17 protein-coding genes are annotated in these 22,954 nt (G+C 40.7%); 8 read left to right on the plus strand and 9 right to left on the minus strand.

From position 1 onward, the window contains the following. The 4 genes from WS42_RS02625 to WS42_RS02645 all read left to right on the plus strand — a co-directional run. Positions 1 to 956: 6-bladed beta-propeller (locus WS42_RS02625; RefSeq protein WP_046450720.1), on the plus strand; the 956-nt coding region annotated here is incomplete at its 5' end. Further along, positions 953 to 1,510 carry a redoxin domain-containing protein gene (locus WS42_RS02630; RefSeq protein ID WP_113028161.1) on the plus strand — a complete coding sequence of 186 codons (558 nt, stop codon included), beginning with the start codon at positions 953 to 955 and terminating at the stop codon, positions 1,508 to 1,510. The genes WS42_RS02625 and WS42_RS02630, both read left to right, overlap by 4 nt. 36 nt (positions 1,511 to 1,546) lie before the next feature. After that, entirely contained in the window at positions 1,547 to 2,590 is a 1,044-nt protein-coding gene (locus WS42_RS02635) for a TolB-like 6-bladed beta-propeller domain-containing protein (RefSeq protein ID WP_286728165.1), read from the plus strand. A gap of 50 nt (positions 2,591 to 2,640) precedes the next feature. Next, the gene (locus WS42_RS02645) at positions 2,641 to 3,906 is read left to right on the plus strand and encodes a DUF4934 domain-containing protein (protein ID WP_181990572.1); all 1,266 of its coding nucleotides are present in this window, start codon (positions 2,641 to 2,643) and stop codon (positions 3,904 to 3,906) included. Between the two features lie 146 nt (positions 3,907 to 4,052). On the opposite strand, the gene proC is transcribed toward WS42_RS02645, so the two are convergent. After that, the gene (gene proC / locus WS42_RS02650) at positions 4,053 to 4,844 is read right to left on the minus strand and encodes a pyrroline-5-carboxylate reductase (RefSeq protein ID WP_046404342.1); all 792 of its coding nucleotides are present in this window, start codon (positions 4,842 to 4,844) and stop codon (positions 4,053 to 4,055) included. Positions 4,845 to 4,978: 134 nt separating this feature from the next. On the opposite strand from proC, the gene WS42_RS02655 reads away from it, so the two are divergent. The 3 genes from WS42_RS02655 to typA all read left to right on the plus strand — a co-directional run bounded on the left by WS42_RS02655 (position 4,979) and on the right by typA (position 9,312). Beyond that, positions 4,979 to 5,974, plus strand: coding sequence for a class II fructose-bisphosphate aldolase (locus WS42_RS02655; protein WP_013613047.1), 996 nt, complete (start codon positions 4,979 to 4,981; stop codon positions 5,972 to 5,974). A gap of 107 nt (positions 5,975 to 6,081) precedes the next feature. After that, on the plus strand, positions 6,082 to 7,383 hold the full coding sequence (locus tag WS42_RS02660) for an NAD(P)/FAD-dependent oxidoreductase (protein WP_022160444.1): 1,302 nt from the start codon (positions 6,082 to 6,084) through the stop codon (positions 7,381 to 7,383). A gap of 105 nt (positions 7,384 to 7,488) precedes the next feature. Beyond that, positions 7,489 to 9,312, plus strand: coding sequence for a translational GTPase TypA (typA, locus tag WS42_RS02665; protein ID WP_013613046.1), 1,824 nt, complete (start codon positions 7,489 to 7,491; stop codon positions 9,310 to 9,312). Positions 9,313 to 9,337: 25 nt separating this feature from the next. Here typA and WS42_RS02670 read toward each other — a convergent pair whose 3' ends face one another. The 8 genes from WS42_RS02670 to WS42_RS02705 form a co-directional block, all read right to left on the minus strand. After that, a complete protein-coding gene (locus tag WS42_RS02670; RefSeq protein WP_013613045.1) occupies positions 9,338 to 11,200 on the minus strand; it encodes a fibronectin type III domain-containing protein in 1,863 nt (620 codons plus the stop codon). Between the two features lie 25 nt (positions 11,201 to 11,225). Then, positions 11,226 to 12,659, minus strand: a complete 1,434-nt coding sequence (locus WS42_RS02675; RefSeq protein ID WP_013613044.1) for a DUF4302 domain-containing protein — start codon at positions 12,657 to 12,659, stop codon at positions 11,226 to 11,228. An 11-nt stretch (positions 12,660 to 12,670) separates the two neighbouring features. Then, positions 12,671 to 13,597 (minus strand): putative zinc-binding metallopeptidase, encoded by a 927-nt coding sequence (locus WS42_RS02680; RefSeq protein WP_083813784.1) that lies wholly within the window; start codon positions 13,595 to 13,597, stop codon positions 12,671 to 12,673. A 14-nt stretch (positions 13,598 to 13,611) separates the two neighbouring features. Beyond that, complete coding sequence (locus tag WS42_RS02685; RefSeq protein WP_046450723.1) at positions 13,612 to 15,216, minus strand: RagB/SusD family nutrient uptake outer membrane protein; 1,605 nt, start codon at positions 15,214 to 15,216, stop codon at positions 13,612 to 13,614. A gap of 11 nt (positions 15,217 to 15,227) precedes the next feature. Continuing rightward, positions 15,228 to 18,878, minus strand: a complete 3,651-nt coding sequence (locus WS42_RS02690) for a SusC/RagA family TonB-linked outer membrane protein (RefSeq protein WP_236252579.1) — start codon at positions 18,876 to 18,878, stop codon at positions 15,228 to 15,230. A 380-nt stretch (positions 18,879 to 19,258) separates the two neighbouring features. Continuing rightward, positions 19,259 to 20,356, minus strand: coding sequence for a FecR family protein (locus WS42_RS02695; RefSeq protein WP_013613039.1), 1,098 nt, complete (start codon positions 20,354 to 20,356; stop codon positions 19,259 to 19,261). 87 nt (positions 20,357 to 20,443) lie between these two features. Beyond that, positions 20,444 to 21,019 (minus strand): RNA polymerase sigma-70 factor, encoded by a 576-nt coding sequence (locus tag WS42_RS02700; RefSeq protein WP_013613038.1) that lies wholly within the window; start codon positions 21,017 to 21,019, stop codon positions 20,444 to 20,446. Between the two features lie 116 nt (positions 21,020 to 21,135). Then, on the minus strand, positions 21,136 to 21,549 hold the full coding sequence (locus WS42_RS02705) for a YtfJ family protein (RefSeq protein WP_229032308.1): 414 nt from the start codon (positions 21,547 to 21,549) through the stop codon (positions 21,136 to 21,138). A gap of 237 nt (positions 21,550 to 21,786) precedes the next feature. Here WS42_RS02705 and WS42_RS02710 point away from each other — a divergent pair, with 237 nt between their 5' ends. Further along, a complete protein-coding gene (locus WS42_RS02710) occupies positions 21,787 to 22,950 on the plus strand; it encodes a BamA/TamA family outer membrane protein (RefSeq protein ID WP_013613036.1) in 1,164 nt (387 codons plus the stop codon). The last annotated feature ends 4 nt before the right edge of the window (positions 22,951 to 22,954 follow it).

Below are 22,954 nucleotides of genomic sequence, written 5' to 3' on the forward strand. Positions count from 1 at the left end.
CTTTAAAAGAAAATATCGATATTCTCGGAAATATCAATTCTTTTAACTTTATTGACAGCAACCATTTTATAATAAGTACTATTTCTCCTGCCCCATCGTTATTCATTTATAATTCTCAAGGCATTCAAGAAAAAAAAATAAATCGTCTCGGTAGAGGGCCAGGTGAATATATTGAACCGGCAATTGTACATGTATTTAATAATCATATTTATATATGGTGCAGTAAACAACTAAAATTAATCAAATTAGATCTGGAAGGAAGATTTATTGAAGAGTACAAAAACTTTAAAAAAGCAATAAAAGATTTTAGCATTTGGAATGAAAATCTCATATTCTATATAGCAGGAGGTTTTAATGAAGCTTTATTAGAAATTCATCATATACATCAAAGAAACAATATCGATTATATCGGCAAACCCAGTAATGAACATCTCGTTTTAAATTTAACCGAAAGATCTGGCGGATTAATTTTAGTCAATGACAGCCTCTATTATACAAGCGCAGACGCACTTCATATCTATTGTACAAATATAAAAAACACAACGCACAACACATCTTCCTATTTCAAGGATACGGAATTTATTGTTAATAAATTAAATTTAGACGCCAATATATTAGTGAATAACGAACGCGACAAAGTCATAGATTACTTATTGAGTAATAGTATTATTACGAACTTATTCTATGCCAATAATTATCTGATCATACAAAGCGAAGTAGGAAAATCGAAAATTATCGATAAACGCATAGACCACTCGCAACGATACCTTAAGTATTATATTTTTGACTCAGGCAAAAACTATTTATATTCCGTTAAAGAATTATATAATCCGAACTATAATATCCAAAGATATGCAAACTATGACAATAAGCTTTATAATATAAAAACTTCTTTGAGAAATGAAGATTTGACTTACGTAGTTTCTGAAATTTCATTTTCCAAAACTAATCTATGAAAAACTATATATTAATATTCTGTATATTCATTTTGTTCATATTATCATGTGAAAATGAAAGAAAAAGAAAATTAAGCAGAGAATTACAAAGTTGGCAAAACAAAGAAATCATATTCTCTCCAAATTTACAAGCAAAAATCTTAGGAAAAGATACGATAATAAAAATAGATAACAATAAATTAAAGATTATCAATTATATTGACACAAGTGGATGTACGGAATGTCGACTTGAACTTTATGAATGGAGTAAAAAAATAGAAGAAATAAAATCCTTAAGTTCCGAAATTGAGGTGATTTTTATTGCATATCAAAAAGATTATACTGATCTAGAATTTTTATGCAAAAAAAATTTTTTTAATTATCCTATTTTCTATGACAAAACAAATGACATGAATAAAATTAATAATTTTCCAACCTCTTCTTTATTACAATGTTTTCTGATCGATCAAAATAATCATATAATTTTAATTGGAAATCCCATTAGAAACGATAATATATGGGATTTATATAAAAAAGCAATTCACATGAATTTATCCTCAAAAAATATAAATTAGGACTTAATATAGTATAGTTTTAATGAACATAGAAAAATGAGAATAATAATATCATCATTAGTCATAGTTTTTTCTCTACATTCTTGCAAAGAAATACCGATCACTCCTTTAAATATTACAAAATCATTAACTTTGATCGGAGAGAAACAAGTTACAAATAATAGCTTTGGTTACAGTATTACCAAGGATTCTTTATTAATTATGATCGCTTATGGAGATGCTGATGAAAAATTCATTCATGTCTATGACACAGCTTTCAATTTTAAATTCAGTGTGGGCGACAAAGGTAAACTTTTTTCAGAATTCAATATGCCCCAATTTTTTAATACTAACTTTATCGACTGCCACGACTCCATTATTCACATGTTTGACATTAATCTACTTCAAGAAAAATATTTCAACTTAAAAAAATTCATACAAAATCCTCAGCCTGAAAAAGAAATAAAAGGACGGTATTTACCTACTAAATTGTATTTTACCGATAATTTGAATATATTAAACGACTCTACTTTTGTCGGGAAAAGCATTGACATGAATTATGGATCTTTCTTTATATATAATAGTACGAGTAAAGAAAAAAAATGGATAAAATTTAATCACAAATTCCGATATCCCGATAAAAAATATGAAGATCAATCTTACCTGAACTCCATTTGCGTTCACCCGCAAAAGAAAAAAATCATAGTAGCCTATCGTTATTTTGATCTCATCCAGTTGTACGATGATGAAGGTAAACTCTTACAAGAATGCTGTTTTTCTAAAATCCAGAAACCTTTATTATCTACCGTAGCTTCCGGGATGGCACCAGAAGCCTCTTTTTATAATCTAAGCACTTGTGGTACAAACAAATATTGCTATATCTTAAGAGCAAATAAAACCGGGATACAATTGCAAAATCAGCCTCAGAAATTATCAGGACAATTAATTGTCATGGATTGGTCAGGAAATATTAAAAATATCTACCCTTGTCCGGAACTCCTCTATTCCATTTGTGTCGATGCCAATGATACCTATTTATTTGCCACAATAGATAATTATAATGACCTGGAATATTCTTTTATCAGAAAATACAAATTATAAAAATGACAACAATAACTATTACATTACTAATAATATTAAACATAATTTTCATGATAAAATTTGAATATGACAAGAAAGAAAGATTTTTGACAGTTTTCACATTAAATAAGAGTTCATCTTTAATTAACCTAAAATTTAAATTCCCAAAGCGACTAAATATGAAATTATCCCTTATCTTCTTTCTATTCTTATTTACCTTATCCTGTAAAAAAGAAAACACCAGGTACACAGTGATACCCATAAAGAATTTTTCCCAGGAAATTGAAATGGATCGTATACTTTCGGATATTCAGATACTCCGACTAAATATACCCGATACAACCTTTATCGGCCAAATTAAAGATCTTGCCATATACAGGGATTCAATTTATATCTTAGATGATATAAAACAATCCTTATTCATTTTCGATATGCAGGGAAATTTCATTCAAGAAACTTGTCGTTCAGGAAGGGGTCCGGGAGAATATATCCATGCTTGTTCAATAGAATGTGATTCTTCATTCGTATACGTATTGGATATGCCCGGGAAAAAACTGATATACTACGACCACTCAATGAATTTTGTTATTGCAAAAAATTTATCCTATACGTCCTCGGATTTTAAAATCACAGACAAGCATTTTCTTTTCAACAATTTAGAAGACATCGACGGAAATTATTATTACCTTTATAGAGATAGAGATATGAACGAAGTGGATCATTTCATTCCTTATAAACCCAAATGGGGACATACGTTACATGGCCGAGGCACGACAGGACAAATGTTCACGTGGAATGAAAGTACAAAACAAAGTTTTTTAGTACGCCCCTTTTCCAATCAGATATATGAATTCACCCCTGCAGGAAAATTACGATTAAGTTTTGAAATAGACTTCGGAAACAAAACGATTCCGGATCGTATCGGAGAGAAAGACTTTAATCCGGGCAGATCTCCTTTTATTTATATTGAAGAGTTTTTTGATTTCAATCATTTTAAAATGATGAGTTTTTTGGAAAAAAATACCCGTTACTACACCCTGTTCTCATCTGGGAGGGAAATTATATATACCGGAAGAATCAAGGATTCGCAAACCTTACCTCCCTTTTTTCCCCGTTGGCAATGCGGAAACCGACTCATCGGAACTTGCCGGGGAGAATATCTCGAAAAATATTTGAAAGCCAAAGGTCAACAATTACCGGAGACAGAATCGGATAAAAACTACCTGCTATTTTATGCATTAAAATTCGACAGGCTAAAAACTATGGGCTATAAGCTAAAGGCAGAAAAAAATCAGCGTTTTTTTATTCCTGATCAATGTTGCTTTACAGGCGCCTGATCGGCGAACCTTCGGTTCTGATAGGGAATGTTTATCAGAACCGAAGGTCCACTGATCAGTATCGCAGATACGCTGATTAGCAAAGCACTAATCAGAGCCCTCCGGATACGCTGATCTTTTCCCGCTATAACCTTTAGCTTTAATTTTTATTTACTGGCTTTGAGGCCTTTGATCACGGCTGAGGTAAAGCCCTCTTCTTCCATTTTATTGAGGCCACGAATGGTTATCCCTCCAGGGGTGGTAACTTTATCGATTTCTGTTTCGGGATTGGAGCCATGAGTAAGCAGTAAATCTACGGCACCTTTTACCGTTTTCAGTACGATCTCTTTGGCCTGATCGGGATAAAAACCCAGTTCAACCCCGCCTTCACTAGCCGCCCGGATGTACCTCAAGGCAAAAGCGATTCCACTGGATGCCAAAGCTGTTCCGGCCATCATCAACTCCTCTTTGATCAACATGGCCATTCCCAATTGATTGAAAATATCGACCACCACTTTCTCTTGTTCAGGAGTGGCATTACAGGAAGCGACAAAGGTCATACTACTGGAAACCTCGATAGCGATATTCGGAATTACCCGGAATAAGGCAGGCCGAACCTCTGCATCTTTCGTAAAATAACGCAATAACCGCTCGAAAGGAATCCCGGCAGCGACGGAAACAACCGATTGTCTTTCATAATCGAGTGTACCCCGAATTTCGTCGATCACAGCCTCCACGCGCCAGGTTTTTACCGCGATAACTACTAAATCGGCTCCCTGAATAGCCGTCGGATTATCCTGTGATACGTTAAAACAAGCATCTGCCGATAATAAACGGTCGAGATTCGCCTGCATCAAATCCGTACAAGTAATATCCGAAGCATTGAACACGCCTCCCCTTACCAATCCCCGAGCGATAGCCCCGCCGATATTTCCGGCTCCGATAATCGTAATTTTCATAATCAGGAATCCGTTCCCATAATTTTCCGCTATCGTGTACGACGATTATTTGTTAAAACTTTTCAATACCCGATTGATACTTTGTGGATAATTTTCTACATTTGAAGCAAAATACAATTTTTAATATATAAGTTATGGTCAACTACAAAGATTTAGGACTGGTGAATACCAGAGAAATGTTTAAAAATGCAATGGCAGGGAAATATGCAATTGCAGCCTTTAACTTTAACAACATGGAACAGATGCAGGCCATTATCCAGGCAGCTGTCGAATGTAAATCACCGGTAATCCTTCAGGTTTCCAGTGGTGCTCGTAAATATGCCAACCAGACCCTGCTTCGTTATATGGCTCAAGGGGCTGTAGAATATGCTAAAGAGCTGGGTTTAAATATTCCGATTACCTTACATTTGGATCACGGTGACAGCTTCGAGCTTTGCAAAAGTTGTATCGACATGGGCTTTTCTTCAGTCATGATCGACGGCTCACATCTTCCGTATGATGAAAACGTAGCGCTGACCAAAAAAGTGGTGGAATATGCTCATCAGTTCGATGTAACCGTAGAAGGAGAACTCGGTGTACTGGCTGGCGTAGAAGACGAAGTGTCTGCCGAACACCACACTTATACCCGTCCTGAAGAAGTAGAAGATTTCGTTAAAAAGACAGGGGTAGACTCACTGGCTATCTCTATCGGAACTTCCCACGGAGCGAATAAGTTCAAACCGGAACAATGTACACGGAACGCCGACGGCGTATTGGTTCCTCCTCCATTACGTTTCGATATTCTGAAGGAAATTGAAAAACGTATCCCGGGTTTCCCTATCGTACTGCATGGATCTTCATCCGTACCTCAGGACAAAGTGGCTATCATCAACAAATACGGCGGTGCCCTGAAAGACGCAATCGGTATCCCGGAAGATCAGTTACGGGAAGCGGCTAAATCGGCTGTTTGTAAAATCAACATCGACTCCGACGGCCGTTTAGCGATGACTGCTGCTGTGCGTGAAATTTTCGCTACCAAACCGGCCGAATTCGACCCGCGGAAATACCTGGGCCCGGCCCGTGACTCACTGAGAGAACTGTATAAACACAAACTGACAGATGTACTGGGAAGTGCCAATACGGTAAAATAAATGCCTATCAAACACCGGCCGCCGAGCCGGTGTTTTTCTTTTCTACCGCCCCTGACATAACCATATCAGGCCCGGTCCGTATACAACGGATGTAATAAGAATAACCCATGAGCCTGAATATACCTGCAACAACCCGTAAACGTGTAGTTGTCATCGGAGGAGGTTTCGGTGGCATGAAATTAATCGACAGCCTGCGTCGGAGTGGGTTTCAGCTTGTATTGATCGACCAGAACAATTATCACCAATTCCAGCCTCTGCTCTATCAGGTGGCGACAGCCGGCCTGAACCCCGGCTCTATTGCTTTTCCTTTCCGAAAAGATTTCCGGCATATACCGGATTTTCATTTCCGCATGGCCCGGGTCACCCGGATCGTTCCCCGGGAAAATCAGATCGAAACGACGATCGGTAGCCTCGGTTATGACTATCTGGTCATTGCAGCAGGTACGACTACCAACTACTACGGGATGCAAAATATACAGGCTCATGCCTTACCGATGAAAAGCGTCACCGAGGCCATGGCATTGAGGAACCATATTCTGACGAAATTCGAAGAAGCCCTGACCGCAGACGATGCCACGAAACGGCAACGGTTGCTCAATCTGGTGGTAGTAGGAGGAGGGGCTACCGGAGTAGAGATTTCGGGAGCACTAGCCGAAATGAAACGCTATGTATTGCAAAAAGATTATCCCGACCTCACTTCTGCCACACTCCACATTTACCTCGTCGAAGGGACTTCGAAGGTATTAGGTAACATGTCGCCCGAAGCATCCGAAAAGGCGGGCGGTTTCCTCAGCCGGATGGGGGTTAAACTCTTACTGGATACGCGGGTAACGGATTACCGGGACGGGGCCATTGTACTGGCTAACGGCGAAAGTATTCCGACCGAAACAGTGATCTGGGTAAGCGGGGTTACAGCCCGCCTGTTCGAAGGTATTCCCGAAGCGGTGACCGGCAAAGGGGGCAGAATACTGACAGACGAATTTTGCCGGGTGAAAAATCAATCCAATATCTTCGCTATCGGGGACATTGCACAGCAAAACGAACCCGCTTATCCCAACGGCCATCCACAAGTAGCCCAGGTAGCTTTACAGCAGGGAAAATTACTGGCCCGCAACCTGTGCCTGCTCGAACATCATCAACCGCCACTACCTTTCCATTATCGTGATAAAGGTACTCTGGCAACCGTCGGACGCAATAAGGCCGTAGCCGACCTCCCTCATCTGAAAACCCAGGGATTCGTCGCCTGGTTTCTCTGGATGGCTGTCCATCTGCGCTCGATCCTGGGTGTCCGTAACCGACTGGAAATCCTACTCAACTGGTTTTGGAATTATCTGACCTACGATCAGGCAATCCGGCTGATCTTTAAGACAAAACGAACTCCGCCCGATGACACAGATTCGTCTTCGTAACGTATTCTCACACGTTTTCAACGATTTATCCGCATTTTCACCTCCACTATTTTCATTGTCAATAATTTATTGTATTTTTGTCCCCCTAAAATTATAGATACACAAATGCGGAAATTAAGAAACATTGCCATTATTGCGCACGTCGACCACGGAAAAACAACCCTCGTGGATAAAATGATTTTGCAGGGCAAACAATTCAGAGAAAACGAAAAACAAAGTGGAGATTTAATTCTGGATAATAATGATCAAGAACGTGAACGGGGAATTACTATCCTGGCAAAAAACGTTTCTGTTCATTATAAAGACTATAAGATAAACATTATAGACACTCCGGGCCACTCGGATTTCGGCGGAGAGGTGGAACGTGTATTGAACATGGCCGACGGCGTATTGTTACTGGTGGATGCTTTCGAGGGCACGATGCCCCAAACCCGCTTTGTATTGCAGAAAGCGTTGGGATTAGGCAAGAAAGCTATCGTGGTGGTAAATAAGGTGGATAAGCCGAACTGCCGACCGGACGAAGTGCAGGAAGAGGTCTTCGATCTGATGTTCTCACTGGGAGCCAGTGAAGAACAACTGGATTTTAAAACGATTTACGGAAGTGCCAAACAAGGCTGGATGTCGACGGACTGGAAAAACAAAACAGAAGATATTACCGCCCTTTTGGACGCAATCATCGAAGATATCCCCGAACCCGAAGCAACCGAAGGAACTCCTCAGATGATGATCACTTCATTGGAATATTCCTCTTATATCGGGCGGATCGCTATCGGTAAACTGACCCGGGGAAAACTGAAATCCGGTATGCCGGTCACCCTTTGCAAACGAGACGGGGTGACACAGATCAAAAGCCGGATCAAAGATTTGATGTTGTTCGAGGGACTGGAAAAACAAAAGGTAGAGGAAGTAGAGGCCGGAGAAATATGTGCTATCGTAGGTATCGAAGGATTTGAGATCGGAGATACTATCGCCGATTTTGAAAATCCGGAAGCCCTGACCCCGATCGCTATCGACGAGCCGACGATGAGTATGTTGTTTACGATCAATAACTCGCCCTTCTTCGGTAAAGACGGTAAATACGTCACTTCACGCCACATCAAGGAACGGCTGGACAGAGAGCTGGAAAAGAACCTGGCCCTGCGGGTAGAACCGGGATTAAGCGCGGATTCATTCATCGTTTACGGCCGTGGTGTATTGCATTTGAGTGTTTTGATCGAAACGATGCGGCGGGAAGGCTATGAGCTTCAGGTGGGACAGCCGAAGGTAATCATTAAAGAAATCGACGGTCAGAAATGCGAACCGATAGAAGAACTGACGATCGATATCCCGGAAGAATTTTCGGGGAAAGCCATCGAAATGGTTACGAAGCGAAAAGGAGTCCTCAACAATATGGAAACCCGCGACGACCGTGTTCACCTGGATTTCGACATTCCTTCACGCGGAATCATCGGTTTGCGTAGCAATTTGCTGACGGCTTCGGCAGGAGAAGCCATCATTGCACACCGTCTGAAAGGATTCGAACCTTATAAAGGAGATATCGAAATGCGGATCAACGGTTCGTTGATCGCTATGGAAACGGGAGATACTTTTGCTTATGCTATCAACAAATTGCAGGATAGAGGGAAATTCTTTATCGAACCGGGCGAAACAGTGTATGCCGGCCAGGTGATCGGTGAAAGTACCCGTCCGGACGATATCGTGATCAATGTATGCAAATCTAAAAAACTGACCAATATGCGCGCCAGTGGGTCAGATGACAAAGTAAACATAGCTCCCCCTATTAAATTCAGTCTGGAAGAAGCATTGGAATACATACAGGAAGATGAATATGTTGAGGTAACCCCTCATTCCATGCGTTTACGTAAAATCATCCTCGATGAAACAGAACGGAAACGCCAAAGTAAACGTATTACCAGCGTAGAAGATTAAAAAAAGCCCCGGTCGGGGCTTTTTTTTACCACCAGTCCTCAGCCGGTGTTAAGCTCGTATAGCGGAATACGCCCATACGTTTAAACTTATCCGGATATTTAATCGGAATAATGTAGAAAGCACTATTTATTGTAGTAGAATTTTCATTATCCCAATCTATAACAAAAGGACTTTGGCTCAAATAATCCACACTCCGCAATAAATCTTCTTCCTGTCCATTTTTCACAGCACTGTTGTAAATATTCGTCGCATTATTTCCGTTACTCTGATGATGAGATACCGTGTATACATAATCAGCATCCCAATCTATCTTATCCCGCCATATCCCCACATATGCATTTCCGGCACTATTCTGATATTGAATGGTAGTATAGATATAACGAGGTTGCTGGCTTTTATCCGGGACCAGATAAATCCGGTAAGCCGTCAGGACGCGTTTACCATAAGTAGTCAGAATATTGCTCAATCTTTCATAAGCATCCTGTTGATCTCCGGAAGCGATTCCTCCCGGATAGGTGGAAGTAAGATTTAAGCCGTTAAACACAGGATTATCCCCACTACTGCCTTCTGCCTTGAAAAAATCAGCCACCGGTTCACGGGTAGTAAAAGAGTACTCATCCCCATAATTAGTTCCATATTCATTTATAACATACGTACGAACATAATACTTTGTCTCCGGTTTTAAAGGAAAAAGCATCAATGAATCGAATTCGGTGTGATCATTTCCAATACCCTCTGCTTTCAATTTATTATCAGCAATTGTCGGATGCTCAGCCATTCCCCAACAAACGCCGGCTTCTGTTACGGCTGCATTCAAAACACCTGTATTCAGGATCTCACCTCCGACATAAGCCCGGTGGGCAGTAACATACGCAGTCATCCGGGTTGTAATAGCCGCTTTATAACTTAAAGTTGCGACTACTTCTTCTTCACCATAAGTGATTCCGTTTTTATTTACGGCATAAGGCCGTACATAATATACAGAACCTTCCTGCAACTCGCCGACAGTCGTCGAAGTCTGTCCATCTCCTTCTCCCAGTTTCAGCTTATTGTTCTCGATCGTCGGTCCTGACTTAATCCCCCAAACTACACCATATTCCAGCACAGGCAGAGGAGTACCGGAAGCTATATTCACCGTAACTGTAAATGCAGTATTGGTAATATCTTTTACCTCCTCTATCTCTGCTTTCGGTGCTGTGTATTTTTCAGTGGTAAAGGTCTCACTTTTCGTATAGATTGTCCCCTCTGCATAAACGACATATGCCCGGCAAATGTAAGTTTCATTATCGGTCAATCCGTTTAAGATACCTTCCAAAAGTCCTGTTTTCCCTTCAACCTTCAGTTTCGTCGCATTTTCCAAAGCAGGTTCATCTGTTCCAGCTGATTGCAAACGATAAACGACACCTCTTTCTGTTATGTCCACCCCTCCGTCCGTAAACACCTGAGCCTGTACTTCTGCCGAGGTCTCCTTTATATTATTTATCCCCATCAGTAACATCGTAGGCCGTCCATGAGCCAATGTTACACAGGTTTTTTCTTCCCCATATTTAACACCATCGCTTGTTTCCACCCAAGCCCGGACATAATACTGTACACCTTCGGTCAATCCGGTTATCTCACTCCGGAATTCACCACGTCCGCTGCCATCAGTGGTATGTTTGTCTTTGACAGTCGGTTGGACATCAGTTGACCAACACACTCCACGATTACCAATCCCACTTCCCCCGCTGATCTCCCCTCCACAAACAGCCGTTGTATAACCAATCTCTTTTAATAATCCGGTCTTTATTGTCAGCGGACCGGTCACTTCATCATCATCTGAACAAGAAAACAGGATGCTTGACAAACTGACCAGTAGCAATGACCACAAAAATCTATATTTTTCCATAACATGTCATTTTATAAATATTTTACTATTGCTTTAACTGCCCGGCAAGATACATTTCCTCCCGGTCAGCCCGGAACATACCACCGATATTCCCTGTTAATCCCTGAGTCTTGTTTTCAGCCCAATCAATCTTAAAAGTATGAGGAATGATTTTAGATTTCTCTACATTTGCCCAGCTTTCACCTGTATCGTAATGTGAATATTCTAAACTACAAAAGAAATCCGGCAATTCTTTCATATACATTTCGTAGTAAAATTCATTCGTTGACCCTGTCTGTTCGCGATCCGTAAATGTTATCGTACCATCCTCATTCAAAGTATAGGGATATTGCCATTTTGCAGTAAAACTTTTCTGCGTGGAAGTATTTAAATATGTGATACCCAATTCCATAACAGGCTTACCGATAGTCGCATTCATCACAAACTTACAATACATTTCCTGAATAGCACGTGTCCTGCCATTCAAACGATTATAAGCCGGAGTATACACTTCACTCATAAAAGGATCTGTTAAAGTACCCACCATAGCTGAAGGATTCATATACAATTGGGAAAAGGTCTGATTATAACCAAAATTCAATGGATAGGGGGGAACCAGATTATCTACCAATTCATAAGTTTTATCATTAATTTCAACCTGATATTTATTTCCTATCCATTTCATACCATCCACTTTCATACCATTAATTTCTGCAGGTTCAAAGAAATAAACATTACTTTGCGCATTTTCCTGGGTTATTCCCTGAAAATCCAGATAGGAACCGACAGCAAGCTCTGTCAATACCCCCTCTTCATCTACATAAGCAAACTCCGTTTTCCTGAAATTCGGACGCATCAGGTATCTTTTCCCATCGACTTCAACCGTCGGAAATTTATTGGAATTCAGGAATTCATCATGATGTTCAATCACTTTTTTCAATCCTCCCTGTACAACTTTCTCTGCCTCTTCGGGAGTAGCCCGGTCCATCCGTGCCAGACGACCATTATAATTCCCAATCAGATTAATTCCTCCATTATCAGTATCTACGATCCGGAATTCAAAATCGGAAATCAACCCCTCAGAATTACTTCCTCCGTTATTCGCCCCCTGAGGATCCGCCAAAATATGTAAATAACTATAGGTATCGAATATCAAGGAAGGAGCTAGCAAAGCTTTCAAACGCCACGAAGAAATACAGGGAACAACAGAAGTCTCCCCGGCTTTGCTGAAAGTTGCATCCATATCAGAAAGCATACCTACCCGTTCATTCTCTTCAAACGACATCCACAGCCGGTAAGCTCCGTCTTTCTTTGTATCCACAGCCAGAAACCATCCGTTAGGTGCAGAAAATAAGGCTTCCCGGTATTCATCGGCAGTTGCTTTTAACCTTTCGTCAGGAGTCTGGGTAAAAATATTGTCCTCTGTTTTATCACAACCAATAAACAGGACTATAATGAAGAAAAAAAGATATCTGTTCATAGGGATAAAATTTACTGTTTATAATCATCACTTGTCACATAGTCGATTGCTTCCTGAACCAGAGTAACCAATCCCTTTTCTCCATCCTGATCGTAGAAATTGATTCCCCAGATATCTTTCAGATAGCTTACCACAATTGTTTCCTTCTGCCGGAGAGCTTCGGAAGGATCATATGCGAAATCTAAAGCTGAAGTCGCATTCAGATACAATTCTTTAGCCCGGGCCACTTTTTTCTCATACCATTCCGGCCCAAATACTGCAATCCGCGCGATCATTTCTACGAAATCCTCATCAGGCCCGGCACAGGCATAACTGCTGACATATCCCAGTTTCAAGGCTTCCTCTTCACTCATATTGTTCCAGGAAGTCGTATATCCACCCGGGGTAATGTTTTTAAACTCTTCGGGGTACAAAATCGTTTGGTGCAAAGTATGCCCAAATTCATGATGGACGGTTTTCATGATCTGCTGAATCAAATCGCGGTCTTTCAGATCGAACCAATTCAGACGGTACAGCACAATCTTTCTTCCTCCTTCAGCTTCACCCAAAGTGATAGTCCCGGTATTCGGATTATATTTCGGACTACCCACGAGTACATATTTTTTAGGTGAATAGGAACGGATGAAATTGGCTCCAGCCAATTGTTCATAAGGTTTAATCCAGATCTCCTGCACCACTTTCATAACAGAAACCACCAATTCTTCTTTAATCGGTACCAATGTACGGTTCAGGTCAAGCTCCGACTGATCCCAGCGATATTTCACTTCCATATTGTAAGGACGCGTATAATTATCGATAATCCACTCGTCGATTTCATTCAGAACATACTCATCGCCTCCCAAACCATTCAAATACTGGTCGGGCACAAATTTGTCTTCAGAACACCCCCACAGCATCAGAGCTGCGGCTATGCCGGCAAAATATTTTAGTTTTCTCATAACATCTTTCTCATTTACCATTGTCTACTCAGAAAATTACTTCGGGGATTTAACTGTACATCTGCCAGTTCAGCAGTTTCAGGCAACTGCAACAACCAACGGTCATCGCCCGGATAAAGGGTATTACTGTCGCCCTCTTTCGTAGTATGGGTGATAGGAATCCGATAGCGCATCATATCCCACCAACGGAGTCCTTCCCACATAAATTCATTACGACGGAAATCGAGTATACAAAGAATCAATGCTTTTTTCACATCGCTCCAGGAAGCAGAACCATAAGCATTATATTTTTTCATAAAATGATCTTCGTTTGACAAAGTCGCATTATAAAATTTAACTACAGTCTGTTCTGTAATCACATGCTTTTCTTCATTATAATTCTTGATCCTCTGCCGGCAGAAAATATTCAGATCTGCAAGTGCCTTCTCATAATCCTCCAGCATTACATAAGCTTCCGCCCGGTTCAGTAACACCTCTTCGTTCCGGAAAGTCGGGAAGATCGTATAAATTATCCCGGAGGAAGCGTTAATATCTGTCTTGATAAACAATTCATAATATTTGGGTACATAATAGTTATCCCCACTATACCAGTTGCGATAAGCCCATTGACCTCCTGTCACATTCAGAGTCGAACTGGTCAGCGTCTGTTCCAAATCCGATTTCACACAACCATATCTCCAGGTATTGGCATAGCGGGACATCCGGGATGACATTTCCGTCAACAACAGGTTAGAGGTATTATCCGACTTGGTATAGGCTATTTTCACATCACTGGAACCAGGCGCCACAGCATAGGTAGTTAACCAAGGCTGGAAATTATTTTTTGCATAAATATTTGCATTATCTCTATCCGAAACATTTTTCGCCCCTTCCTGGCCGACAAATACGGATGGCATAGGGAACACTTTACTGGCATAAGTAATTACTTTTCCCCAATTTCCTTTATAAAGATAAAAACGCGAAGCATAAGCATTGGCAGCAGCCCGGGTAAAATGATACCGGGGAACGGTATAAATCGCATCTGATCCCAATTTATCAATGGATTCAATCAGATCTTTTTCAATTTTTTCGTAAGTTTTAGCTACAGTTTCACGGTCATATTTCGCTAAAGCCACTGTTTCCGGTTCCGTTACATAAGGAACACCGGGACTACTATTGTCACTATCTTTATCATAGAACTTAGCAAACAAAGACACCAGCATAAAATGCGAAAACGAACGGATCATTTTTGCTTCAGCGATATAGGGTTCCTGCTCTTTCGGAGCCCCCATTTCTTCTGCAGCTTTCAGGGCATGATTCACTTCAGCGATACTGTAGTAAAACTTTCTCCAGAACCAGGTTGGAGTATCCTGAGTCTCATCCTCTACATCCCGCCAGAAAAAAGGATCTGTATTCGAATTATTTTCTTGTTTACCAGAACCTTTATCAGTCACAAAATCTACACGGGAATTCAGCATGGCAGCATAGGAAGCTTTAGGATAAGCATCGGCTACCAGTTTTGCCAACTTTTCGGTAGTATTGATCTCTGTCCGGTCATCGGGAACCACATCCAGGAAATTGTTACAACCAGTTAATAGTACCAATCCCCCAACCGCTATATTTCTAAAGTATTTCTTCATAATCATATCATTTAAAAACCAATATTCAAGGCAATCGTAAACTGACGGGAAAGTGGCTGAGCCACACCTCCGGTATTATAAAACTCAGGATCCTGTCCGTTCAGCTTTTTATCTGCATAAATCAACCAAAGATTAGAACCGGCAACAGTTAGGGACACATCACTCAGAACTTTAGTTCTCTGCAAATAATGTTTAGGAACTTTATAGGTCAGCGAAATAGTTTTCAGACGTATAAAGTCACCTTTAGCCACCCGTTCCGTTGAGTAGTTATAAGAATTATAAGGGTATTTACTTTTAAAACCGTCAGCTGTTAACACATCGACAATAGAAGGCACGTTGGTATATTTTTCATCCCCGGGTTGCATCCAACGGTCAAAAAAGACACTCGACATTGCGTCCAGTTCGCTATAGCTGGTCTTAAATGCCGGAGCCAGACGGATTTTATTGCCGGCTTGGAAAGTGAGGAACACATTCAATGAAAGATCTTTCCAACGGAATGTATTCGACCATCCTCCGGTATACTCCGGATCAATCGGTCCCTCATACTTCAGATAATCCAGATTTGTACTCTGGAAATAAACTGAATTAGCAATCACTCCGCTCTCATTGATAAACAGAGGAACGCCTGTATCGTGCTCCAATCCCTTATACTGAATAGAAAACAAGCTCCCCACGGGATATCCTTCGCGGTTCCCACCACTGGCATTGATCATATTATAAATAGAAGGCATGTTCTTGGAGTTTGTAATTTTGGTTGTCGTATACCCCAAGGTCAGGTTTGATTTCCAATTCCAGTTTTTTGTACGGATAGGGGTAATACCGATAGCCAAATCATAACCCCGGGATTCCATATCGGCATAATTGGCATATTTATAAAGCGTACCTCCGATAGCTGAATTCTTCAAAGAGGCAATCAAATCGAAACTATTTCTTCTCCAATAGTCAAAGATTACATCCAGACGCCGGTTAAACAAACCGATATCAATACCCAAGTTGAGCACATGTCCCTTTTCCCACGTTAATTCAGAGTTTTCAAGTGCTTCCAGAGTAATTACCGATTCGATCTCATTACCATAAGGACGTTTGGTATTTTCATTGACAAACTTAGCAGAAGCAGAAGCGGAAGAATTCATAGAAGCAGTCAAGCCATAAGATCCACGCAACGACAATTGATCGATCCATTCGGTAGATTCCATGAAATGTTCATTACTGATATTCCATTTGGCACTAACATTCCAAGTCGGTAACCAACGGGCACTACGATTGCTTCCCAAAGCATTTGTTCCGTCATACCGGACTGTTCCGGAAAAAATATAACGGGAATCAAAACCATAATCGGCATTAAAATAGAATGCAGCAAAACGGTCACGGGTAGTTCCCATTCCATAATAATCAAAATTACTTTCGATCATCATTTTCATAATCCTGTAATCCACAGTGACTTTCCCTCCTTCATTGTATTGATAACCGTAACCGGTATTTGAAAACTTCTGGCGGTCAGCATATTTCACCTGCACACCCGCAATCATATTCAGATCGTGCAAGCCGAATTTTTTATTGTATTTAAAAGAGTTGCGGACATCATAACTGGTTAACTGATCTTCGGACCGGTTATAAAAACCACCATAGGGTAATACAGATATGGCTTCTGCTTCCGGATGTTCAGGATCTTTGTATAAAAATTTATTTTTAGCACGGATGGTTGAAGTATAATCAGCCCGGTAGGCTTCTGCCATATTCGAATTTTCAGTAATCATATGTTCCCGGTCGGATTTTACATAACGCACAGCTCCCATAAACTCATAGCGGAGTCCTTTAATGATTTCCCAACCTAATTCCAATTGTGCCTTTACATCCACCATTTTCAAATGGATGGAGTTGTTCTGCAATTCATTGATAATATTGAAAGGGGCATAATTCCGGGTAAAAAATTCCGGATTTCCAGCCTCATCAAAACAGGTGAGCACACGGCTGGTATTTAAAGCATAGCTAAATGGATTAATATCGAAATCCCGGTCATAGGAGCCTTCCACCGTATTACTCCGGCGGGACAAAGATCCCGGAGCTTTCTGATCCCGTAGTGACCCTATCAATTGTACGCCTAAATCCAAATTTTCAGCCAATTTATAATTATTGCGAAGATTTGCGGTATAACGTCTCACCTTATCAGCCACAGTCCAGCCCTCATCATTCAGGAAACTCAGAGAGGCATATGAACGGCTACGCTGGCTACCTCCTGAAATGCTGATAGAATGCTCCTGTTGCAGCGAATTCCGGAATAAAATTTTAAACCAGTCAGTATTGGCATTGGCATAGTGTCTCAAAAATGCATTCCTGGCTTCCCGGGTATTTTCCAACTGAAACTTTCCGGTTTCCGGATCAAAGGAATTAATCATTTTATACATTTTTCCATACACTCCGGAATTCGACGCATTCACCAAGTCCGAATTCAAAAACCCTTTTCTTTCAAGCTCAGCATATACAGACATCTGATCACCGGAATTCATAATGTCATAATCAGCATAAGTAGGACGAAGTTGCACGGTAAAATTTCCGGAATAGCGGAAAACAGGGCGCCCTTCAGCCCCCCGCCGGGTAGTTACCACCACCACCCCATTCATAGCCCGGGCTCCATAAAGCGCTGTCGCAGCAGCATCTTTCAAGATATCAATACTTTCAATATCATTGGCATTTAAACCTGCCACTGCCGATCCCAATAAGGTCGTAGGATCGCCACTGGTCAAATCATCATTACTAACACTTACAATGTCTTCATGTACAATCCCGTCAATCACCCACAAAGGCTTATTCTCACCCGACAAAGAGGTAGCACCACGCACACGCACTTTCGGGGCAGCACCAAAAGTTCCGGACACATTCTGTATACTCACACCAGCGACAGCCCCTTCCAGCATACGGCTGACATCCATTACCCCCTTCAGTTTGATGTCATCCTGCTGCAATTTAGTTGAAGAACCGGTAAAGGTAGTCTTACTGATACTCCGGTAACCGGTTACAATAACATCATCCAACACCTTTTCTTCGTCTTCCAGCACCACATTCAGCGGAGCATCCGAACTTACAGTCACCTCTTTATTCAACATTCCCACAAATGAGAAAACCAATACAGGCGACTTCACCACAGGGCTCTCAATTATAAATTTACCATTGATATCAGTAGCGACTCCAACAGATGTTCCTTTCACCAATACATTCACTCCCGGTAAAGGCTCTCCCTTTTTATCCTTGACAGTTCCCGTAATTTTCCTCTTCTGAGCCTGAGGAGTTGTGGGAGTACCCAATTTACTTTCTGTAACAATGATCAGATTGCCAGAAAGTTCATACTGATAACGATCGCCTACAATTCTCTTCAAGGCACGTTCAAGTTCTTCTTCTTTGAAAGACAGGGAAACTCTCTTTTCAGTATCTATGCTTTTAACATTGAAAAAGAAAAAATAATTGGTCTGCTTTTCCAGCTCCTTAAAGACATCTCCCAGTCGCTCATTCTGACAATCGAGCGAAACCCGGATATCCTGTGAAAAACCTCTGGCATTTACTTTGATTAGAAATACCAAACACAAAATCAGCGTTAATTTCATAACACGCAATGTTTTTTGGGGCAATTGCCGCTGATGTACAACAAAAAATTGTTTTTTTTTCATAAGTTTGTATTTGAAATCCAACATCTCCCGTTATTTCCGTCCAAAGAGTAACGGGACGTTATCTTCCGGTGATTGTGTCCAGCAATCGCCGGTTTTTATTTTGATTAAAAAAGGGTCCTTTATTTAAGTTGAATTGAGTGAAATCAAATGAATTCAAATAAAATCGGGTAGAAACCACAAATTCCCGATCACTCATTTCTGTTTTTTATCATCTTACACTATTTTTATCTTTTAATTACTAAATATTTACTGCAAATTTTACAGATTCCATTTTCTGTTTTCTCAAGCCTGAATTTTACTCTCATTTAATTCAATTTACATCAGTTCGCTTTCACTTTTTCCGGAAATTTTATGCCCGAAATAAGGACTTTTTTTTGTTCTTACTCAATGACCACCGTATTCCCTTTCATCTCAAACCGTACATTTGCAGTTTTTTCTATGATACGGAAAACTTCCTGGGGTGACAAGTGCTTGTCAATCATTCCTTTGAAAGCATGAGATTTAGCACTTTCATTCTGGAAAAAGACATCAAGCCCATACCAACGTTGCATCTGCACCATGATATTCTCCAAAGTCATCTCATTGAAAATAAACATTCCATTCTTCCAACTGATGTATTCCCGGGTATCAACCTCACAAACCTCAATATTCTTCATCCCACAACGGGCCTGTTGTCCGGGGATCAGAGACACCCGGTCTTGTCCGTTTTCAACATTCACTTTACCAGATACCAAAGTGGCTTCTACTCCGTCTTTTTCAGGATAAGCATTGATATTAAAAATTGTCCCTACAGCTTCGACAATAGTACCATTCACTTCCACCCGGAAAGGATGCTGTTTATCACTCTCCACTTCAAAATAACCTTCCCCTTCCAGAAATACCCGTCGTTCATCTCCGACAAAAGCTGCAGGAAATGTCAGTTTACTTGCAGAATTAAGATATACAACTGTACCATCGGACAAGGTTAGCCGGTAATCAGCCCCTACCGGTATCTCTATCGTATGATAATGTAATTTTTCGTCTTCTTTTCCGGAAACAACATACACAATCCCTTTCAAAGAATCCTGATGCACAGCAACCTGTCCGGTCTTCAAAACCTCCCCGACAGAATCTTTCGGAATCTTCAGCACCTTTCCATTACCCAAAGTCAGACTGATTCGGGAAGAAGTCTCCTTCTGGTTTTCCACTAGAAATTGCCCGGACGGTTGTTGCGTTTTTTCCCGGAAAAAATAAACTGCTGTACAAATGACAGCCATAGGCAATGCCACCGCAGCCACTCCCCGCCAGAGTTTTACCCGTGGTGAGTTTTTACAAATCGTTTTCCGGCGAATCCGTTCCCACATCCGGTCATAATCCGGTTCTTCAATAGCTGCAATACGATCCATCCGCTCCAACAACCAGATTTCGTCTGAATCCAGCTCTTTTCTTCCGGTTCTTTCCCAAAGAAATTTCCATATTTTCGTAAAAATCTCCTTCATCCTTCCAAAACTATAGTATTAAAAACAGTCGATCGAAATCAATTTGTCTTTAATAACCCTAAGACATTTAAAAGGGTGAAAAGATTATTAAAATTTTTTCAAATAAATAAAAATTAGAAACAAAAGCAATTCATTTTCAGATATACCCCACATCCCCTTCAATTTACGGTAAGCAATTTTGACCTGTGACTTGACTGTATTAACTGACACATTCAGTTTCGATGCGGTTTCTGCATAACCAGTCCCCTCAATAACAGCCATGACAAAAATTTTCCGGCAGTTTTCCGGTAAAGAGAGAAGTAATTCCCGGACATTTTCTACCTTCTCGGCCAAATCTTCGGATTTGTAATCTGCCCAAAATTTATACTCCCGGATCAAAGCTTCTGCATGCTTCTCCCTGACCCGGCAATGCCGGAAATACTTATAAATATAATTCCGGACAGATTGATTCAGGTAATATTGAAGGTCATAATCCGGATTAATCTGTTCCCGATGAGCCCATAAATTTATAAAACTCTCCTGTACAGCATCCTCGGCAATTTGCCGGTCCTCGACTAACCCCATCGCCACATAAAACATACTTCGGGAGTAATATTGGAATACCCGTTCAAAAGCCGCAGTATCGCCCGATTTCAAAAGATATGTATCACTCTGTATACTCACTTACGTCGAAAATGATAGTTGTACAAATAATGATAATTGCACAAATATAAAAAAAACAAACGTAAAATTACAAAATATACAAAATAAGGGTACGAATCAGATATCAAAAAGTAAAACTAATTACTATATTTTCGTACTAAAGCAATCACCTGTTCTTGTTCTTCAGGTGTCAACTGGCCAGCTTTATAAAACTCAATTACCTGATTCTTATTAATAAAGATCACTGTAAAATTATTATTCGCTCCTGGTAATTTCCAAGCCGTAGCTAAAATCCCATCCGGATCAAAATAAATTTTTCCATCCGTTCCTTTTACCTCTTTCAAAGCCATTCTCTTAATCAAAGCATTCGGAAGCATCGGAGCGGCAGCTAAATTGACAATACCATAAGATGTAATTTCCAGCCCTGACACCGGATGAGTCTTGAAATAATCGCGGAAGGTTTTGTTCTGTCCAGGATGTGAAGGATCAGCATAAAATATCAGCAAATTTTTCTGTCCCAACATCGGCAAAGCAACAGTGTCATTATTCATATTCAGGATATTTACAGAAAAAACTTTTTCTCCCACTTGTCCGAACCCTCGGTACGAGAAGAGGAGTCCTATTCCTAAACATAGAATAAAAATCTTTTTCATCTCAAATTCATTTTCATTTATTGAACCTTGGCATCATTCTTGCGTAAATGTTTTACAGTTTGTACGAAAATGGTTTGTACAGGACGAAAAAAAGTGCATTAAACATTTGAAAATAAAGTCAATAAAAAGAAAAGCATGCAAAAATGCGTACTCCTCATCTTATTCTTCCTCTTGTCTTACTCGATAAGCCATGGAAATACCCCAACTACAGACACATTATCTGTGGATAGCCTGGAGTCACGTCCTGCCTTTTTCAAAAGGATGTATAAAAATGTATACCGCTATTTCACAGAAGCAAACCAGGAGAAAGAAACCAAACGATTCGATTTCTCGGTTATCGGCGGACCGCATTTTTCGAGCGACACCAAATTGGGACTAGGTCTGGTAGCTTCGGGACTGTACCGGGTAGACCGGGAGCATCTGACCCTTCCGCCTTCCAACATTTCTTTTTACGGGGACGTAACCACCACCGGTTTTTATCTGTTAGGCATCCGGGGGACGACCATTTTTAAAGAAGACAAATACAGGCTCGGGATCAATTTTTACTTCTTTTCTTTTCCGAGTAAATACTGGGGTATCGGTTATACAAACGGAAATCAGAAGGATCATTACACGACTTACAAACGCCTGGAGAAACAAATCCGGGTGGATTTCTCACGCCGTCTGTTTCCCAACACCTATCTGGGGGTGACGGGACTTTTCAGGCATGTCAACGGTAAAGATTTTAAAGACCCCGGTTTTCTGGACGGTGAAAAAGCAAATATCGCCACACAAGGATTCGGTCTGTTTCTGACTTATGATTCGAGGGATTTTCTTCCTAATCCATACCGGGGAACTTATGCCAGAATCGACCAGCTCTTTTTCCCGGATTTCTGGGGAAACAAATTCAAACGGACAGAAGTATTCTTCAGGCAATACAATAAGTTGTGGAAAGGAGCCATTCTGGCATCCGATTTGCAGGGGACATTCAATTACGGTAATACCCCCTGGAGTATGGTCGCCCTATTGGGAGGTTCTTATCAGATGAGAGGCTATTATGAAGGACAATACCGGGACAACGACCTGATACAAACTCAGGTAGAACTAAGACAACATATCTACAACCGGCATGGAATCGCCCTTTGGGGAGGTGCAGGAAATGTGTTTCCGAAATTCAAGTACTTCAAATGGAAGGAAACGCTGCCTACTTACGGCATCGGCTACCGGTGGGAATTCAAGAAACGGGTAAATGTCCGGTTGGATTATGGATTCGGAAAAGGGCAAAGTGCTTTTTATTTTAATATCGACGAAGCTTTTTAAACAA

It is taken from the genome of Odoribacter sp. N54.MGS-14 (assembly GCF_000980295.1).
Classification (GTDB): Bacteria; Bacteroidota; Bacteroidia; order Bacteroidales; family Marinifilaceae; genus Odoribacter; species Odoribacter splanchnicus.

Bases quoted from the DNA above. Each gene is read 5' to 3' on its own strand.
- WS42_RS02705 (WP_229032308.1), bottom strand. From the start codon at position 21,549: ATGAATAATGACACTGTTGCTTTGCCGATGTTGGGACAGAAAAATTTG.
- WS42_RS02660 (WP_022160444.1), top strand. From the start codon at position 6,082: ATGAGCCTGAATATACCTGCAACAACCCGTAAACGTGTAGTTGTCATC.
- WS42_RS02710 (WP_013613036.1), top strand. From the start codon at position 21,787: ATGCAAAAATGCGTACTCCTCATCTTATTCTTCCTCTTGTCTTACTCG.
- WS42_RS02630 (WP_113028161.1), top strand. From the start codon at position 953: ATGAAAAACTATATATTAATATTCTGTATATTCATTTTGTTCATATTA.
- proC (WP_046404342.1), bottom strand. From the start codon at position 4,844: ATGAAAATTACGATTATCGGAGCCGGAAATATCGGCGGGGCTATCGCT.
- WS42_RS02635 (WP_286728165.1), top strand. From the start codon at position 1,547: ATGAGAATAATAATATCATCATTAGTCATAGTTTTTTCTCTACATTCT.
- WS42_RS02655 (WP_013613047.1), top strand. From the start codon at position 4,979: ATGGTCAACTACAAAGATTTAGGACTGGTGAATACCAGAGAAATGTTT.
- WS42_RS02675 (WP_013613044.1), bottom strand. From the start codon at position 12,659: ATGAACAGATATCTTTTTTTCTTCATTATAGTCCTGTTTATTGGTTGT.
- WS42_RS02680 (WP_083813784.1), bottom strand. From the start codon at position 13,597: ATGAGAAAACTAAAATATTTTGCCGGCATAGCCGCAGCTCTGATGCTG.
- WS42_RS02690 (WP_236252579.1), bottom strand. From the start codon at position 18,878: ATGAAAAAAAAACAATTTTTTGTTGTACATCAGCGGCAATTGCCCCAA.
- typA (WP_013613046.1), top strand. From the start codon at position 7,489: ATGCGGAAATTAAGAAACATTGCCATTATTGCGCACGTCGACCACGGA.
- WS42_RS02670 (WP_013613045.1), bottom strand. From the start codon at position 11,200: ATGGAAAAATATAGATTTTTGTGGTCATTGCTACTGGTCAGTTTGTCA.
- WS42_RS02645 (WP_181990572.1), top strand. From the start codon at position 2,641: ATGATAAAATTTGAATATGACAAGAAAGAAAGATTTTTGACAGTTTTC.
- WS42_RS02685 (WP_046450723.1), bottom strand. From the start codon at position 15,216: ATGAAGAAATACTTTAGAAATATAGCGGTTGGGGGATTGGTACTATTA.
- WS42_RS02695 (WP_013613039.1), bottom strand. From the start codon at position 20,356: ATGAAGGAGATTTTTACGAAAATATGGAAATTTCTTTGGGAAAGAACC.